The organism is Comamonas odontotermitis (genome assembly GCF_040396735.1).
In the GTDB taxonomy this organism is placed as follows: Bacteria; Pseudomonadota; Gammaproteobacteria; order Burkholderiales; family Burkholderiaceae_C; genus Comamonas; species Comamonas odontotermitis_C.
Genome location: NZ_JBEBNZ010000008.1, coordinates 51,492 through 66,993, shown reverse-complemented (window position 1 = coordinate 66,993; position 15,502 = coordinate 51,492). Strand labels below are relative to the sequence as shown.

Below are 15,502 nucleotides of genomic sequence, written 5' to 3'. Positions count from 1 at the left end.
ACGCATTGGCGCCTGCCGGCGGCATCCTGCTCCGTCCCGCAAGCCGTTTTCGCCCGGCCTGGCGCCGCTATCATCATTGGCAACGACTTCTACCAACCCACGCCCTGCCATGACCACTGCTGCGCCTTCCCTGTCGCTCAACGACCGCGTTGCGGACCAGATCCGAGAGCGCATCGTGCGCGGCGAATTCCAGCCCGGAGCCAGACTGTCCGAGGTGGCGTTGAGCGAAAGCCTCGATATCTCGCGCAACACCTTGCGCGAAGTCTTTCGCCTGCTGAGCAAGGAAGGCCTGCTGCGCCATGTGCCCAACCGGGGCGTGTTCGTGGCCATTCCCTCCATGGCATCGATCATGGATATCTACCGCGTGCGCCGCATGATCGAATGCCAGGCATTGGCACAGGCGATTCCGCAGCACCCGGCGCGCAAGGAAATGCGCGAGGCGGTGGACGCGCAGCGCGCACTGCGCGCCGCAGGCAAGTGGGTGGAAGTGGGCACCGCAAACATGCGCTTTCACAAGGGCGTGGTGGCCCTGGCCGACAGCGAGCGGCTCAACACGCTGTTCTCGCACCTGCTGGTGGAACTGCGCCTGGCTTTCGGCATGCTGAGCGATGCCGAGTTTCTGCACGCCCCCTATATCGACATGAATGCCTCCATGCTGGAGCGTTTTGAAGCGGGCGACATGAAGCGTGCCGCTGAAATGATGCATGACTACCTCACCCATTCCGAGCGCGTGGTACTGAGTGTGTATGCACGGCGCATGAGCGACGCAGGGATGGAGCTGTAAGCCCGTCATGGATAGCACGGCAGCACCCGCCGACCTGATGGCTCAGCTGGAGGCACTGGCTGACTGTCCGCTCGCCGGTGAATGCCTGCATATCAAGGCCCAGTTGCCACACACGGTCAAATCCGTACAGGTAGAACGTCCCATTTTCGGGTTGGTGCTGCATGGCGCCAAGCGCCTGTCGACCACTCGGCAAACCGTGCAGTTGCAAGCGGGTGATGTGTTCCTGGTGACGGGCCGCTGCCATATCGATGCCCATAACGCGCCAGACCCGGTCAGCCAGCGCTATCTGGCCATCACCTTGAACCTGTGTGACGAAGTGCTGCATGCGGCCCGCATCCTGTGGGCGCAGCCTTTGCGGTCGGACGATACACAGCTGATTGCGCTGCCAGTCGGCTCGCTGGCCGATGCGCTGCATGCCTGGAGCAGCGCGCTGCGCCAGGGCCACTATGAACAGGCCCGCGCCGCCCTGGTGCAGATGGTGATCTGGCTGTGCCGCCAGGGCCTCCATGCCTTGCTCGCGCCGCCCCCACCTCGCCTTGCCGATAGCGTGCGCCAGTTGATCGCAGCGGCTCCGGCCCGTCCCTGGCTGTCCCGAGACGTGGAGGCCGCGCTTCACCTCAGTGGCGCCAGTCTGCGCCGCCATCTGGCAGCCGAAGGAACATCGCTATCGCAAGTGCTGCGCGACGCGCGCATGGGCCATGCGCTGGAGTTGCTCTACACCACAGCCTTGCCTATCAAGGCCGTGGCGGCGCGTGCGGGCTACCAGTCCGTGCAAAGCTTCAGCCGCCAATTTGAGGCGCGTTACCAGTTGCGTCCTGCAGATATCGGCAACCACTGAGGTGTTGAGCCGCAGGCGCATGCCTTGGCCCAGCAACACCTGCAGCGGCCGTTCAGGATTGGTTTGCGTGAGCGCCATGCGCCACAGCTTGAGCGCCTGAAATACGCCGCCCCAGGCACCATCAAGGCTTATCAGGAGCCATTGATGCCATTCCTTTCCCTCTTCTCTCGCACCCTGCGCAACGCCGCTCTAGGGGCCGCCCTGGCCGGTGGCGGAGCCTGCACATGGGCCCAAGCCGCATCGCCGCTTGCACAGGCGCCGGGCTACTATGTGCAGAACATCGGCCAGATGCAGGTATTGGCGCTGTTCGACGGAGTCGTCCCACTGCCCCGGCAGCAGCTCAAGCAGATTGCGCCAGCGCGGGCAAACCGCCTGCTGCAGCAGCACTATGTACCAGAAGCCCCCGAGGGCCTGCAGACCGCCGTCAACGCCTATCTGGTGCAACGCGGCACGCAAACCTTGCTGGTGGATACCGGCACTGCGCAATGCTTCGGGCCTCAGTTGGGCCAGGTGCTGACCCATATGAAGGCGGCCGGCATATCCCCCGCTGCGGTGCAGGACGTTCTGCTGACGCACGCACACCCCGACCATCTGTGCGGTCTGCTCGATGCGGATGGCCAGATGGCCTACCCCAATGCCCGGGTCTGGATCCAGCAGGAAGAACTGGCCTACTGGCAGGACCCCGCAGTTGAGGCCAAAGCCACGGACTTCTTCAAACCATTGTTTGGCATGGCGCATCGCGCGCTGGCGCCGTACCAGCAAGCGGGGCGTGTCCACACCTTTGGCAGCAGCGATGCGTTGCCCGATGGTGTGCGCTATCTGCCTGCTGCGGGCCACACCGTCGGCCACAGCGCATTTGTGGTGGACGGCAATGCCCCTGGCGAAACGGATCCTCGCCAGCAGTTGTTGCTGTGGGGTGATGTGGTGCACTACCACGCAGTGCAGTTTGCCGATCCCCAGGCTACCTACGAGCCGGACCAGAACTACGCGCAGTCCGTGCGCAGCCGCCGCCAGCTCCTGGAGCAGGCTGCCGCGCACCGCTGGTGGCTGGCAGGCGCGCACCTGCCCTTTCCCGGCATCGGGCACGTGGGCCGCGACGGCAAGGCCTACCGCTGGGTGCCTGCAGAATATGCGCCGATCAGTAGCAGCGCACGCTGATCAGGCCTCTGCCGGATAGAACAGGCGGCGCGTGGTTGTTGCCTGTACCGCCTTGGCAATCGCGCCAATGTGGTCAGGCGTGGTGCCGCAGCAGCCCCCCACGATGTTGACCAGGCCTTCGGCAGCAAACTCGTGCACCAGGCGGCTCGTGATCTCCGGCGTTTCGTCAAAGCCGGTGTCGCTCATGGGGTTGGGCAGGCCCGCATTGGGATAGCAGCTGATGAAGGTATCAGGCGCCGCCTTGGCCAGCTCTTGCACGTAGGGGCGCATCAAGGTGGCACCCAATGCACAGTTCAGGCCCACCGAAAGCGGATTGGCGTGGCGCACGCTGTGCCAGAAGGCCGTCACGGTCTGCCCGGACAGGATGCGGCCCGAGGCATCGGTCACCGTGCCGCTGATCATGATGGGCAGGCGCTCGCCGGTCTGCTCGAACGCCTCGTCCACCGCAAACAGCGCTGCCTTGGCATTGAGCGTATCGAAAATCGTCTCGACCAGGATCACGTCGGCACCGCCTTCGATCAGCGCCAGTGTCTGCTCGAGATAGGCCTGGCGCAGGGCCTCGAAAGTAACGTTGCGCGCACCGGGGTCGTTCACATCGGGGCTGATCGACGCGGTCTTGGGCGTGGGGCCCAGGGCACCTGCCACGTAGCGCGGATGGTCTGGCGTGCTGTATTTGTCGCAGGCAGCCCGCGCCAGCCGGGCGCTCTTGAGATTCATCTCATAGGCCAGATCGGCCATGTGGTAATCCTCTTGCGCAATCGTGGTGGCGCCGAAGGTGTTGGTCTCGATCAGGTCGGCACCAGCGGCCAGGTACTTTTCGTGGATGTCGCCGATCACATCGGGACGAGTGATCGACAGCAGCTCGTTGTTGCCCTTCACATCATGGGCAAAGTCTCGGAAGCGCTCACCTGCCCCTTCCGCGCCGCGATAGCCTTCACCCCGGTACTGTGCTTCGCCCAGCTTGAAACGCTGGATCATGGTGCCCATCGCGCCGTCGAGGATGACAAGGCGCTTGGCAAGGGTAGCGGGCAGTTCTTTTGCGCGGGTGTAGGCTGGCTGTTGCATGGCAGCAATTGTACGGTTGGCCTTCTCGCGCCGCAGGCCACCATGCCCAAGCACCTACAATGCCGATGGCTGGCATCATCGCCAGGATCTGAGTCTTTTTAGCATTTGGCGCACAACTGGTAAGCGCAAGTAGCTATCATTTTTGAGAATACCTTGTCCCTTGCCCACACCGTCCTGCAGGACGCCTTTGGTTATGAGCATTTCCGTGGATCACAGCAGGCCATCGTCGAGCACGTGATCGGTGGCGGTGATGCGCTGGTGCTGATGCCCACGGGCGGCGGCAAAAGCCTGTGCTACCAGATTCCGGCCATCGTGCGCCAGCAGCAAGGCCAGGGCACGACCATCGTCATCTCGCCGCTGATTGCGCTGATGCAGGACCAGGTCAGCAGCATGCACGAGGTGGGAGTGGAGGCAGCCTTCCTCAACTCCACGCTGGATTACGACCAGACGCGCGATGTCGAGATGCAGTTGCTTTCGGGCGGCTATACCTTGCTGTACGTGGCGCCGGAGCGGCTGAACACACCGCGCTTCCTGGGATTGCTCGACGAGCTGCACGCGATGGGCAAGTTGGGGCTGTTTGCCATCGACGAGGCGCATTGCGTGAGCCAGTGGGGCCACGACTTTCGCCCCGAATACCGTGAACTCACGGTGCTGCACGAGCGCTATACCGGTGTGCCGCGCATCGCGCTCACCGCCACCGCCGATTCGCTGACACGTGCCGATATTGTCGAGCGCCTGCAGCTCGAGGACGCCCGGCAGTTCATCAGCAGCTTTGACCGGCCCAACATCCGCTACACCATCGTTGAGAAAAAGGACGCAACCACGCAGTTGCTGCGCTTCATCGAGCATGAGCACGACGGAGAAGCCGGCGTGGTGTACTGCCAGTCGCGCCGCAAGGTGGAAGAGCTGGCAGACGCATTGAACCAGGCTGGCATCAGCGCCCTGCCCTACCATGCCGGCCTGCCACCCGAAATGCGCCAGTTGCACCAGCACCGCTTTCTGCGCGAAGACGGCATCGTCATGGTGGCCACCATCGCCTTCGGCATGGGCATCAACAAGCCTGATGTGCGGTTTGTGGCGCATGTGGACATGCCCAAGAACATCGAGAGCTACTACCAGGAAACCGGTCGCGGCGGCCGCGACGGTCTGCCAGCCGACGCCTGGATGGCCTATGGCCTGCAGGATGTGGTCAACCAGCGCCGCATGATCGACGACAGCCCGGCAGACGACACCTTCAAGCAGGTGATGCGCGGCAAGCTCGATGCCCTGCTCGCCCTGGCCGAGGCCACCGACTGCCGCCGTGTGCGTCTGCTCGCCTATTTCGGCGAACAGTACGGCACCGGCGGTGACCGCGATTCTGCGCATCCGGAACTGGCTGCGGCCACTTCCGGCAAGGCTCCCCGCTACACGTGTGGCAGTTGCGACAACTGCATCCAGCCGCCCAAGACCTGGGACGGCACCGATGCCGCGCGCAAGCTGCTGTCCACCATCTACCGCGCGCACGAGGCCAGCGACATCACCTTTGGCACCAGCCACATCATCGACATCGTTCGTGGCAAGGACACCGACAAGGTGCGCCAGTTCGGCCACGACAAGCTGTCGACCTATGGGCTGGGCGACATGTACAGCGAAAGTCAGCTTCGAGGCGTGCTGCGCCAGCTGCTGGCGGTTGGCGCCCTCGCCACCCAGAAAGTGCATACCGACGCAGGCTACAGCTTTGAGACCCTGACCCTGTGCGACGGCTCACGCGCCGTGCTGCGCGGCGAGCAAGCCGTGCAGCTGCGCGAGGCCAGTGCCGCCAGAACCAGCCGCAGCCGCACGCGCAGCACCAAACCTGCCGCCGCAGCCCAGAACCTGGGGCCCGATGAGCAGGTGCGCTTCATCAACCTCAAGGCCTGGCGTACCGAAGCCGCCAAGGAACACAACGTTCCGGCGTATGTCGTGTTTGCAGACGCCACACTGGCCGCCATCGCCCAGCGCAACCCGCAATCCCTGGACGAGCTGCAGGGCATCAGCGGCATCGGTGTGAAAAAGCTGGAGGCCTATGGAGAGGCTGTATTGAAGGTCGTACGAAGCTAGGCATACACTCAGCTACCATGCCTACTGATACCGCTTTCACAATGCCCCGCCTGTCGCTACGGGCGTTGCAAAGCCCCATCGCAGGCCCTTGCACATTGGATCTGCAAGCCGGGGAATGCATCGCCATCATGGGCGCGTCGGGCGCTGGCAAGTCCGTCCTGCTGCGGCTGATTGCCGATCTGGACCCTGGTAGCGGGCAGGTGCTGCTCAATGGCCAGCCTCGCAGCCAGTTCAGCGGACCGGGCTGGCGCCAGCAGGTGATGTATCTGGCAGCAGAACCCGCATGGTGGGCGGAATCGGTGATGGCGCATTTTCCGCCAGATAGCCAAACACAATTGCTGCAACTGGCGGCGCAGTTGGGCCTGCGCCCTGGATTCATCGACATTCCCGTTGCGCAACTCTCGACCGGCGAGCGCCAAAGGCTGGCGCTGCTGCGCGGGCTGGTGCGCAAGCCGCAGGTGCTGCTGCTCGATGAGCCCACGGCAGCACTGGACGAAGATTCCATCCTCGCCGTCGAACAACTGCTGCGCAGCCACCAGCAGCAAGGCCTGAGCGTGGTGTGGGTGACGCATTCGCATCCCCAGGCATCCCGGGTGGCAAGCCGATGCCTGCGGCTGCATGAAAGGCAGCTGACGCCCATGGAGACAGCGCAATGAACCAGGCCATTTCGCTGCATGCCACCGATCTGTTGATGGGCGCGGTACTCGTGCTGCTGGCCGCCGGTGCATCGTGGGCCATGCGACTGCAGTTGCAGCGCCAGGTGCTGTGGGCCTCGCTGCGCATGGTGGTGCAGTTGCTGCTGGTGGGCTATGTGCTGCGCCTCGTATTCCAGCATGCATCGCCCGCTACGACCTTGGTGGTGGTCTGCGTGATGATTGCCGCAGCGGCGCGTGAAGTGGCGGTGCGGCCGCACCAGCGCCTTGCCCGGGGCGGCAACTACCGGATTGCCGGGCTGGTGGTGGCGTTGTCGAGCCTGTCCACCGTCATCCTCGCGCTGCTGACGGCCGTACGGCCCGAGCCCTGGTTCGATGCGCGCTATGCCATTCCGCTGATGGGCATCGTGCTGGGCAGCGTACTCAATGCGGCAAGCCTGGGGCTGGACAGCTTTTTCGATGGCGTGCGCCAGGGCCGTGCCGCCATTGAAGCGCAGCTCGCGCTGGGCGTGCCTTTCCGCCGGGCCATGGCGCCACATACCCGCGCTGCCATCCGCCGGGGGCTGATTCCCATCATCAACCAGATGACGGCTGCTGGCCTGATCACCTTGCCGGGCATCATGACAGGCCAGATCCTGGGCGGCATGGACCCGCTGGAGGCCGCCAAGTATCAGATACTGCTCCTGTTTCTGCTGACCTTTGCAGGCGGATTGGCGGCCGCAGGAAGCGTGCTGCTTGCCACGCGCGCCCTGGGCGATGACCGCCAACGTCTGCGCCTGGACCGCCTGCACCCCAACGCCTGACGGGCTTTGCGCTTTGCCATAGGGCGATGAGGTTCCTAGAATGGAGCCATCGCATCTGGAGAGCAGCCATGGCACAGCGCGACAGGGACAACCTGGTGGATGAGTTGGTCGACTACGACCCGCTGGGCAGCGATCCTGCGCTGCAAGCTGCCCTGGAGCGCGCTCATGCACAAGCCTGGCTGCCGGGTCTGCAGCAGCACGCACGCACTGTGGGCAGTGCGGCGTTTGCACAATGGGCCGCTCAGGCCAACCGCCACACACCACAATTGCAGCAGTGGGATGCCCGCGGTAGGCGCGTCGATCAGGTGGAGTTTCACCCCGCGTGGCACCATGTGCTGACCCACTACCGCGCGCAGCATCTGATCGACATGCCGTTTTCCGGCGAGTCGACCGCTGATGGGCTGCGCGGCCGATGGAGCGCCTGGGCTGCGGGCTTTTATCTGCACGGCCAGGCCGAAGCTGGCAGCCTGTGCCCCGCCACCATGACGACAGCCGCCATCCCCGTGCTGCGCAAGGAGCCCGCGCTGTGGGCGCAAATAGAGCACGGCATCACCAGCACCCGCCATGACGAACGCGATGCGCCACTGGCCGAAAAGACCGCGCTGTGGGTAGGCATGGGCATGACCGAAAAGCAAGGCGGCTCGGACGTGCGCAGCAACACCACGGTGGCCTATCCCATTGGCGCATCGAGCGACGGCGGGCGCGGTGCCGCATACCGTCTGCAGGGCCACAAATGGTTCTATTCGGTCCCTACAGCCGATGCGCACCTGGTGGTGGCGCGCATGGCGGACAGCCCGGATGATGCCAATGCCCTGCATGCGCCGCAGGCCTGCTTCTGGGTGCCGCGCTGGCGGCCCGATGGCATGCGCAACACCGTGCTGGTGCAGCGCCTCAAGGACAAGCTGGGCAACCGCAGCAACGCGAGCAGCGAAGTGGTGTTTGACGATGCCTATGGGGTATTGGTGGGCGAGGAAGGCCGGGGCATTGCCACCATCATGGAGATGGCCACCATCACGCGCCTGTGCTGCGTTCTGGGCAGCAGCGCCCTGCTGCGCCAGGCCACGGTGCAGGCGCTGTGGTCCACCCGGCACAGGCAGGCATTCGGCGCGGCGCTGGTCGAGCAGCCGCTGATGCAATCGGTGCTGACAGACCTGGCACTGGAGAGCGAAGCCGCGCTGCTGCTGGCCATGCAACTGGCGCAGGCATTCGAAGACTGCAGCAACCCCGACAATCCAGCCGCGCAGGCCTGGCAGCGCATCATGACGCCCGCCGCCAAATTCTGGGTCTGCAAACGTGCCATCACCTGCAGCGCCGAGGCCATGGAAGTACTGGGTGGCAATGGCTATATCGAAAGCTCTGCCCTTGCGCGCCTCTACCGCGAAGCACCCGTCAATTCGATCTGGGAAGGATCCGGCAACGTGATGTGCCTGGATGTACTCAAAGCCCTGCAGCGCTCACCCGATCAGCGCGATGCGCTATGGAATGCACTGCAGACCATGGCAGTGGATGACGCCCCGGTTCAACAAGCCCTGCAGCACTTGCAACGCCAGTGGCACGCTTTCGAGCACGACGCCTGGGCACAGCAGGCGCAGGCGCGCCAATGGGTGCAGCAGCTCGTGCTGGTGGCACAAGCAGGCCTCATGCGGCAGTATGCGGACACAGCGCGCGCCGACGCCTTTGTGACCAGCCGCCTCGGCCCAGATTGCAACATGGGTGTGATTGGTGCTTCTCCCCTTGCCAAGGCACAGATCGCCGCTATCCTCGGCGCCAGTTTGCATCTGCAGGAATGAATGGAAGGCAGCCATGGCAGTCAGCGTGTTTGATTTGTTCAAGATCGGTATCGGGCCCAGCAGCTCGCACACCGTAGGGCCCATGCGCGCGGCACATGCCTTTGTGCAGCGCCTGCAACGGCAAGGCTTGGTGGAAAAGGTGGCGCGCCTGCGCTGCCAGCTGTTTGGCTCCCTGGGTGCCACCGGCATTGGTCACGCCAGCGACCGCGCCGTCATGCTGGGCCTCGCGGGCCATGCGCCCGACACGGTGGATGTGAACGCCGTCGAAGCCATCATCGCCCAAGTACACAGCACGCACCAGTTGCCGCTGAATGGCGAACACACCATCGTTTTTGAGCCCTCTATCGATCTGCTGCTGATCGGCGATGTGAGCCTGCCGTTCCACCCCAACGGCATGCGTTTCGAAGCTTGGGATGCGCAGCATGAACTGCTCGATGCGCAGGCCTACTACTCGGTCGGAGGCGGCTTCATCGTCAGCGAAGAGGCGGCCCACGATGCCCAGCGCCAGCAAGCGATTGCACCGGATACCGAAGTGCTGCCCCTGCCATTTCACAGCGCAGCACAGTTGCTGCAACAGGCGCATGACCACCAGCAGCCCATCGCACAGATCATGCGCACCAACGAGCGCCATTGGCGCAGCGATGCTGACATCGACAGTGGCCTGCTCAAGATCTGGCGGGCCATGCAGGATTGCGTGCAGCGCGGCTGCACCACGCAAGGCCGCCTGCCGGGAGGGTTGAATGTCAAACGCCGCGCGGCCGGCTTTTACGAGGGCCTCACCCAGCATGCCGACAGCCCCAACACCGATCCGCTGCAAGTGATCGACTGGGTGAACCTGTTCGCACTGGCCGTCAACGAAGAAAACGCCGCTGGCGGGCGCGTGGTGACTGCGCCCACCAATGGTGCGGCAGGCATCGTGCCCGCCGTGCTCCACTACTACTGGCGCTTTGTGCCAGGCGCTACCGAAGCGGGCATCATCGACTTCCTGCTGACGGCAGGAGCGATCGGCATTCTGTACAAGGAAAATGCTTCCATTTCCGGCGCCGAAGTGGGCTGCCAGGGCGAGGTGGGCGTGGCCTGCTCCATGGCGGCTGCGGGCCTGTGCGCCGTGATGGGCGGCACGCCGGAACAGGTGGAAAACGCCGCCGAGATCGGCATGGAGCACCACCTGGGCCTGACCTGCGACCCCGTGGCGGGATTGGTACAGGTGCCGTGCATCGAGCGCAATGCGCTGGCCGCCGTCAAGGCCATCAACGCGGCCCGCATGGCACTGCGCGGGGATGGATCGCATGTGGTGAGCCTGGACAAGGTGATCGAAACCATGCGTGCCACAGGTGCCGACATGATGAGCAAGTACAAGGAAACATCGCTGGGCGGGCTGGCCGTGCACATCGTGGAGTGCTGAGCCACCGCGCCCATGTGCAACCAGCCTACCCTCTACAATCCTCGCCATGGCAATGCATTTTGATTTGGTAGACCTGCGCCTGATGGTGCACGTGGCAGACGCGAACAGCATGACGCGAGGGGCTGAGCTGTCGTTCATCTCCCTGCCCGCCGCCAGCACCCGCATCAAGAACCTCGAAGAGAGCATGGGCGTGAAGCTGCTCTACCGCACCAGCCAGGGCGTGACCCTGACTCTGCCTGGACAGGCCTTTGTGCAGCATGCCCGCACCGTGCTCGGCCAGATCGAGCACCTGCGCGGCGACATGCAGGAATACGCCCGCGGCATCAAGGGCCATGTGCGCGTGTTTGCCAACACCACAGCGCTGGGCGAGTTTTTGCCTCCCGTGCTGCGCACCTACCTGCGCAAGCACCCGGATGTGGACATCGACCTGCGCGAGCGCCTGTCCAACGACATCATCCGTGCGGTGGGTGAAGGCCAGACCGACATCGGCATCGTGGCCGGCCAGGTGCGCACCGAAAGCCTGGTTTCGATGCCCTACCGCCGCGATCACCTGATCCTCGTCGTCAATCCCGAGCATCCGCTGGCCAAGCGCAAATCCGTCGCCTTTGGCGACACGCTGGATTTCGACTATGTGGGCCTGCACGAATCCAGCGCCATTCACGCTTTCCTGCGCCAGCACAGCGACTTGCTGCACCGCCCGATCAAGCAGCGCATCCAGGTGGGCAATTTTGAAGCGGCCTGCCGCATGATCGAAGCAGGCGTGGGCATCGGCATCCTGCCGGAATCTGCCGCGCGGCGCCATGCCAAGATCATGGACATCCGCATCATCCAGCTGTCCGACGAATGGTCCAACCGCGAAATGCAGATCGTGGTGCGCAACCTCGAATCGCTGCCTTCGTTTGCCCGAGAGCTGGTCGAGCTGCTGGTTGAAGATGGTACCGTCGCCGACGATGCAGATGGTCTGGATAACGATATTCCCACCAGCAACTGACAGCGCATCGCGATGGCACACCATGAAGAGCAAGGCTGCGCGTTGCCAAAACTGCCATTCTGGTCGCAACCGTGTGAACCACCAAAGCACAGTCCTGCAGGCGGTAGCCAGCCCAGCCGGGCGCCGCTATGCTGTGCCTCATACCCCGCATGAACGCTGAAAGCCTGCCATGACTGCCATCTGGAAAAAGCCCTTCTCATTGGACGCCCTGCGTGCAGCCGCACGCAACACCGCGATCGAGCACCTGGGCATCGAATACCTCGAAATCGGTGACGACTACCTCGTAGGCCGTGTGCCTGTGGACCACCGCACGCACCAGCCCTATGGCTTGCTGCACGGCGGTGTGAGCGTGGTGCTGGCTGAGACCCTGGGCTCCGTCGGTGCCATGTTCTCCTCACCGCCCGATTGGCGCTGCGTAGGCCTCGACATCAATGCCAACCATATTCGGGGCGTGAAAAGCGGCTGGGTTACTGGCACCGCACGCCCGGTGCACATTGGACGCACCACCCAGGTCTGGCAAATCGACATGGTGAACGACGAAGGCAAGCTGACTTGCGTGTCACGCATCACCATGGCAATGCTGCAGGAAGGCTGAGCTTCTCAGGCCTACATTCCCAAGCATTGCCTGGCAGGCGCTCACTCATCGCGCCAATATTTTTGATACGCCAGCGCCTAATGGGGACACGCTGGTAATCGATTTGCCGATTTACTCGCCGTACGCCACCCGCGCCAGGGCTCGGGCTAGCTCCCAGGCTGGATCCACGAGGGGCAGACCTTCCACCTCCGGGGCGCCCGGCAGCGCCAGCGGGATTTCGGTGCATCCCATGATCAGCGGCACATCGCCATGGCGCAGCCGCATGGCGCGCGCCACCTGAGAAAAGCAGGTGCGTGCCAAATCCAGCCGGTCCGCTTTCACCCCCTGATAGATGCCTTGCATCAGCAGCTCGCGCTCGGCGTCTTGCGGCAAGTGCACGATGATGCCGCATGCGGCCAGCGCCTCGTCGTACAGGCCGATGCGGTAGGTGCCTTGCGTGGCCAACAGCATGCAGGCACGATGGCCTTGCTGTTGCAGGCTCTCGGCCACCACGCGGGCAATGTGCAGCAACTGCAGGCGTGGGTAGGCCTGCTGCAGGCGCTCATGCCAGGCATGGGCGGTATTGCAGGCCATGGCCACAGCGGTGGCGCCCACGGCCTGCAATTTGTCCATTGCGGTGCACATCATCGGAAAGGGGTCTTCGGCAGCTTCAGGCGCCAGCAATGCTGCACTGCGGTCAGGAATGGGCAGTTGCGCCAGCCAGTGCTCTGAATAAGCCTGGTCGGCCACGGCTGCACCGCCGGCCTTGAGTTGCTCTGCACAGGCCTGCACAAACAGGCGTGCAAAATCAGCGCCCGCTGCCGGTCCCATGCCGCCCAGGATGCCTACGGTTTTCGTGCCCATTGCCCATTTTCCCATCTAAAAAATCTTTGCCTGACCATTGCATACCTCGTTGCCAGCGCCGCCCCCTTGTCATGGAAACCGCTGCAGCAATAGAAAATGGCCCGTTTCCGGGCCATGCCAAAGCACAGATAGCTATGTTTTAAATAGCAGGCTTGTCGCTTTGCGCGCTCAGATTATCCTTCAGCTCCTGGTTCATGGGCAGGCCCAGCGCCTGGTTCTTGGGCGGAATGGGTTGCATGAACCACTTGTCGTACAGCTTGGTGAATTCGCCCGATTTCATCATGCCGCCGATCACGCCGTCGACGATCTTCTTGAATGCGGCATCGCCCTTGGGCAGCATGCAGGCATAGGGCTCCACTTGCAGGGCATCGGCCACCACTTCGTACGCCGCAGGATCCTTGGAGTTCGCTTTCAGGCCGAACAGCAGAATGTCATCCATTGCAAAGCCCGATGCACGGTCGTTTTCCATCAGCAGGAAGCCGTCCGCATGGTCCTTGGCCAGGGTGATGTTGATGTCCAGCTTCTGGTCGGCGCTGTACTTGCGCACCACGGGCAGGTTGGTCGTGCCGGTGGTGATTGCCAGCGTCTTGCCCTTCAGGTCAGCCCAGTTCTTGATGCCTGCGCTCTTCTTCACTGCCACGCGGGTGCCGGTGTAGAAGTAGTTGATGGCGAAATCCACATCCTTGTTGCGTGCAGAGTTGTTGGTGGTGGAGCCGCACTCCAGCGCCACGGTACCGTTCTGGATCAGAGGAATGCGGTTGGCCGAGGTGACCGGCTGCCACTTCACCTTCAGGTCGGGCTTGCCGATTTCCTTGCGCACGACATCGGCCACGGCGTTGGAGATATCGACCGAGAAGCCGATGGCGTTCTGGCCTCCGGCCAGGTAGCTGAAAGGCACCGACGATTCACGGTAGGCGAAGGTGATCTCGCCCGATTCCTTGGCCTTGGCCAGCACATCGGCGTGTGCGGCAGGCAGGCAGGCAATGGCGGCGGCAGCGCAGACCAGCGACGTAACAAACTTCATAACGAAACCTCCTTGAATCAATCGATGTTGACAGTGTAGAAACCGATGATTTGTCCCAACAATGCCTTTTTGGGACAAACCCATAACGCCCGGTTATGGCACCAGGTGCACAGGGATTGTGCGTACCCGTACCCCCTATAAGCAAACGGTATGCCTGATGCGTATATTGCTATGCCTCAGCCGCAATGCAAGCGCCTATATTTAAGGGTTTTCAGGGGGTGGCTATGCACGTTTGCATTCTCGGCGCAGGTATTGTGGGTTTGGCGGCGGCGTATGAGCTGCAACAAGCGGGACACGAGGTCACCGTCATCGACAAGGCATCGCACGCCGGCATGGGCACCAGCATGGGCAACGGCGCGCAGCTGAGCTACAGCTATGTGCAGCCGCTGGCCGACCCCTCGATCTGGAAGCAGCTGCCCAAGCTGCTGTTCAATGAAGACTCGCCGCTCAAGTTCCGCCTGCAGGCCGATCCGCACCAGTGGAAATGGGGCCTGCAGTTTCTGGCCGCCTGCAATGCCAAGCGCTCGGCCACCAGCACGCGCGAGCTGCTGCAATTGGCTGCCACCAGCCGCCAGCACTTCGAAGCCATGCAGCAGCGTGTGCAGGGCCAATGGGATTACTCCACCACCGGGAAACTGGTGCTCTACCCCACCCAGGCCGGTGTGGAATCGGCCCGCCACCAGCTCGATGTGCAAAGCAGGCTAGGCAGCGCTCCGCAGCGCATCGTATCGCCCGATGAGGCCGTGGCGCTGGAGCCCGCCCTTGCCGCCTACCAGCCGCAGTTTGCAGGCGCCGTGCACACCCCCAGCGAGTGCGCCGCCGATTGCTACCAGGTGGCGCAGCAGCTGCAGGCCTGGCTGCAGCGCAATGGGGTGAAGTTCGTCATGAACACCGCCGTTCAAAGCTTGCGCCGCGAAGGCGGCAAAATCGTTGCCGTGCGCACAAGCCAGGGCGACATCACCGCCGACCACTACATGGTCGCCCTTGCCTTTGACAGTGTGGCGCTGTGCAAGCCCCTGGGCATCGACCTGCCGGTGTATCCGCTCAAAGGCTACAGCCTCACCCTGGATGTCGCAGCCGCCAGCGACAAGGCGCCGCGCGTCAGCATTACCGACAGTGCGCGCAAAGTCGTCTTTGCCCGCCTTGGCAATCGCCTGCGCGTGGCAGGCATGGTGGAGCTGGTGGGCAACGACCTGCGCATTCCGCAAGACAAGATTCAAAGCCTGTGCGATTCCACGCAGGCCGTTTTCCCAGGCTGCAGCGATTTCGCCGCAGTGAACCCCTGGGCCGGCCTGCGCCCCGCCACGCCCACGGCAGTCCCCATTGCAAGGCAGGCCGGTGCCAGCAATCTCTGGCTCAACACCGGTCATGGCGCGCTCGGGTTCACCCTGGCCTTTGGTACCGCCGCACAACTTGCGCAGCAGTTGGACAAGGTTGCCTGATTTACTACAAAATCAATAGCATTTAGCGCTTA

General features: G+C 63.4%; 14 protein-coding genes. 11 read left to right on the top strand and 3 right to left on the bottom strand.

The window, feature by feature from the left end:
* The first annotated feature begins 109 nt into the window (after window positions 1-109).
* The 3 genes from ACH2DG_RS09470 to ACH2DG_RS09460 all read left to right on the top strand — a co-directional run bounded on the left by ACH2DG_RS09470 (window position 110) and on the right by ACH2DG_RS09460 (window position 2,780).
* Window positions 110-784 (top strand): GntR family transcriptional regulator, encoded by a 675-nt coding sequence (locus ACH2DG_RS09470; RefSeq protein ID WP_224150867.1) that lies wholly within the window; start codon window positions 110-112, stop codon window positions 782-784.
* Window positions 785-791: 7 nt separating this feature from the next.
* Entirely contained in the window at window positions 792-1,622 is an 831-nt protein-coding gene (locus ACH2DG_RS09465) for a helix-turn-helix transcriptional regulator (protein ID WP_395025717.1), read from the top strand.
* A 144-nt stretch (window positions 1,623-1,766) separates the two neighbouring features.
* Window positions 1,767-2,780 (top strand): MBL fold metallo-hydrolase, encoded by a 1,014-nt coding sequence (locus ACH2DG_RS09460; RefSeq protein WP_395025715.1) that lies wholly within the window; start codon window positions 1,767-1,769, stop codon window positions 2,778-2,780.
* Here ACH2DG_RS09460 and ACH2DG_RS09455 read toward each other — a convergent pair whose 3' ends face one another.
* Window positions 2,781-3,845, bottom strand: coding sequence for a homocysteine S-methyltransferase family protein (locus tag ACH2DG_RS09455; protein ID WP_395025714.1), 1,065 nt, complete (start codon window positions 3,843-3,845; stop codon window positions 2,781-2,783). It lies immediately after the preceding gene.
* A gap of 153 nt (window positions 3,846-3,998) precedes the next feature.
* Here ACH2DG_RS09455 and ACH2DG_RS09450 point away from each other — a divergent pair, with 153 nt between their 5' ends.
* The 7 genes from ACH2DG_RS09450 to ACH2DG_RS09420 all read left to right on the top strand — a co-directional run bounded on the left by ACH2DG_RS09450 (window position 3,999) and on the right by ACH2DG_RS09420 (window position 12,161).
* On the top strand, window positions 3,999-5,924 hold the full coding sequence (locus ACH2DG_RS09450) for a RecQ family ATP-dependent DNA helicase (protein ID WP_395025712.1): 1,926 nt from the start codon (window positions 3,999-4,001) through the stop codon (window positions 5,922-5,924).
* A 41-nt stretch (window positions 5,925-5,965) separates the two neighbouring features.
* Window positions 5,966-6,580 (top strand): ATP-binding cassette domain-containing protein, encoded by a 615-nt coding sequence (locus ACH2DG_RS09445; RefSeq protein ID WP_395025710.1) that lies wholly within the window; start codon window positions 5,966-5,968, stop codon window positions 6,578-6,580.
* Window positions 6,577-7,380 carry an ABC transporter permease gene (locus tag ACH2DG_RS09440; RefSeq protein WP_395025708.1) on the top strand — a complete coding sequence of 268 codons (804 nt, stop codon included), beginning with the start codon at window positions 6,577-6,579 and terminating at the stop codon, window positions 7,378-7,380. The genes ACH2DG_RS09445 and ACH2DG_RS09440 overlap by 4 nt, the downstream gene beginning before the upstream one ends.
* A 68-nt stretch (window positions 7,381-7,448) precedes the next feature.
* Window positions 7,449-9,170, top strand: a complete 1,722-nt coding sequence (locus ACH2DG_RS09435; protein ID WP_395025707.1) for an acyl-CoA dehydrogenase family protein — start codon at window positions 7,449-7,451, stop codon at window positions 9,168-9,170.
* A gap of 13 nt (window positions 9,171-9,183) precedes the next feature.
* Window positions 9,184-10,575, top strand: a complete 1,392-nt coding sequence (locus ACH2DG_RS09430; protein WP_395025705.1) for an L-serine ammonia-lyase — start codon at window positions 9,184-9,186, stop codon at window positions 10,573-10,575.
* 46 nt (window positions 10,576-10,621) lie between these two features.
* Window positions 10,622-11,566 carry a LysR family transcriptional regulator gene (locus ACH2DG_RS09425; protein WP_395025704.1) on the top strand — a complete coding sequence of 315 codons (945 nt, stop codon included), beginning with the start codon at window positions 10,622-10,624 and terminating at the stop codon, window positions 11,564-11,566.
* A 169-nt stretch (window positions 11,567-11,735) separates the two neighbouring features.
* Entirely contained in the window at window positions 11,736-12,161 is a 426-nt protein-coding gene (locus tag ACH2DG_RS09420; RefSeq protein ID WP_184705208.1) for a hotdog fold thioesterase, read from the top strand.
* 111 nt (window positions 12,162-12,272) lie between these two features.
* On the opposite strand, the gene ACH2DG_RS09415 is transcribed toward ACH2DG_RS09420, so the two are convergent.
* Both ACH2DG_RS09415 and ACH2DG_RS09410 read right to left on the bottom strand, forming a co-directional pair.
* Window positions 12,273-13,004 (bottom strand): aspartate/glutamate racemase family protein, encoded by a 732-nt coding sequence (locus ACH2DG_RS09415; protein WP_395025702.1) that lies wholly within the window; start codon window positions 13,002-13,004, stop codon window positions 12,273-12,275.
* Window positions 13,005-13,143: 139 nt separating this feature from the next.
* Window positions 13,144-14,028: an amino acid ABC transporter substrate-binding protein gene (locus tag ACH2DG_RS09410; RefSeq protein ID WP_395025701.1), complete on the bottom strand. Its 885-nt coding sequence runs from the start codon at window positions 14,026-14,028 to the stop codon at window positions 13,144-13,146.
* A 224-nt stretch (window positions 14,029-14,252) separates the two neighbouring features.
* Here ACH2DG_RS09410 and ACH2DG_RS09405 point away from each other — a divergent pair, with 224 nt between their 5' ends.
* Window positions 14,253-15,470: a D-amino acid dehydrogenase gene (locus tag ACH2DG_RS09405; RefSeq protein WP_395025700.1), complete on the top strand. Its 1,218-nt coding sequence runs from the start codon at window positions 14,253-14,255 to the stop codon at window positions 15,468-15,470.
* The last annotated feature ends 32 nt before the right edge of the window (window positions 15,471-15,502 follow it).

Bases quoted from the DNA above. Each gene is read 5' to 3' on its own strand.
- ACH2DG_RS09440 (WP_395025708.1), top strand. From the start codon at position 6,577: ATGAACCAGGCCATTTCGCTGCATGCCACCGATCTGTTGATGGGCGCG.
- ACH2DG_RS09455 (WP_395025714.1), bottom strand. From the start codon at position 3,845: ATGCAACAGCCAGCCTACACCCGCGCAAAAGAACTGCCCGCTACCCTT.
- ACH2DG_RS09410 (WP_395025701.1), bottom strand. From the start codon at position 14,028: ATGAAGTTTGTTACGTCGCTGGTCTGCGCTGCCGCCGCCATTGCCTGC.
- ACH2DG_RS09405 (WP_395025700.1), top strand. From the start codon at position 14,253: ATGCACGTTTGCATTCTCGGCGCAGGTATTGTGGGTTTGGCGGCGGCG.
- ACH2DG_RS09430 (WP_395025705.1), top strand. From the start codon at position 9,184: ATGGCAGTCAGCGTGTTTGATTTGTTCAAGATCGGTATCGGGCCCAGC.
- ACH2DG_RS09425 (WP_395025704.1), top strand. From the start codon at position 10,622: ATGGCAATGCATTTTGATTTGGTAGACCTGCGCCTGATGGTGCACGTG.
- ACH2DG_RS09445 (WP_395025710.1), top strand. From the start codon at position 5,966: ATGCCCCGCCTGTCGCTACGGGCGTTGCAAAGCCCCATCGCAGGCCCT.
- ACH2DG_RS09435 (WP_395025707.1), top strand. From the start codon at position 7,449: ATGGCACAGCGCGACAGGGACAACCTGGTGGATGAGTTGGTCGACTAC.
- ACH2DG_RS09415 (WP_395025702.1), bottom strand. From the start codon at position 13,004: ATGGGCACGAAAACCGTAGGCATCCTGGGCGGCATGGGACCGGCAGCG.
- ACH2DG_RS09465 (WP_395025717.1), top strand. From the start codon at position 792: ATGGATAGCACGGCAGCACCCGCCGACCTGATGGCTCAGCTGGAGGCA.
- ACH2DG_RS09460 (WP_395025715.1), top strand. From the start codon at position 1,767: ATGCCATTCCTTTCCCTCTTCTCTCGCACCCTGCGCAACGCCGCTCTA.
- ACH2DG_RS09470 (WP_224150867.1), top strand. From the start codon at position 110: ATGACCACTGCTGCGCCTTCCCTGTCGCTCAACGACCGCGTTGCGGAC.
- ACH2DG_RS09420 (WP_184705208.1), top strand. From the start codon at position 11,736: ATGACTGCCATCTGGAAAAAGCCCTTCTCATTGGACGCCCTGCGTGCA.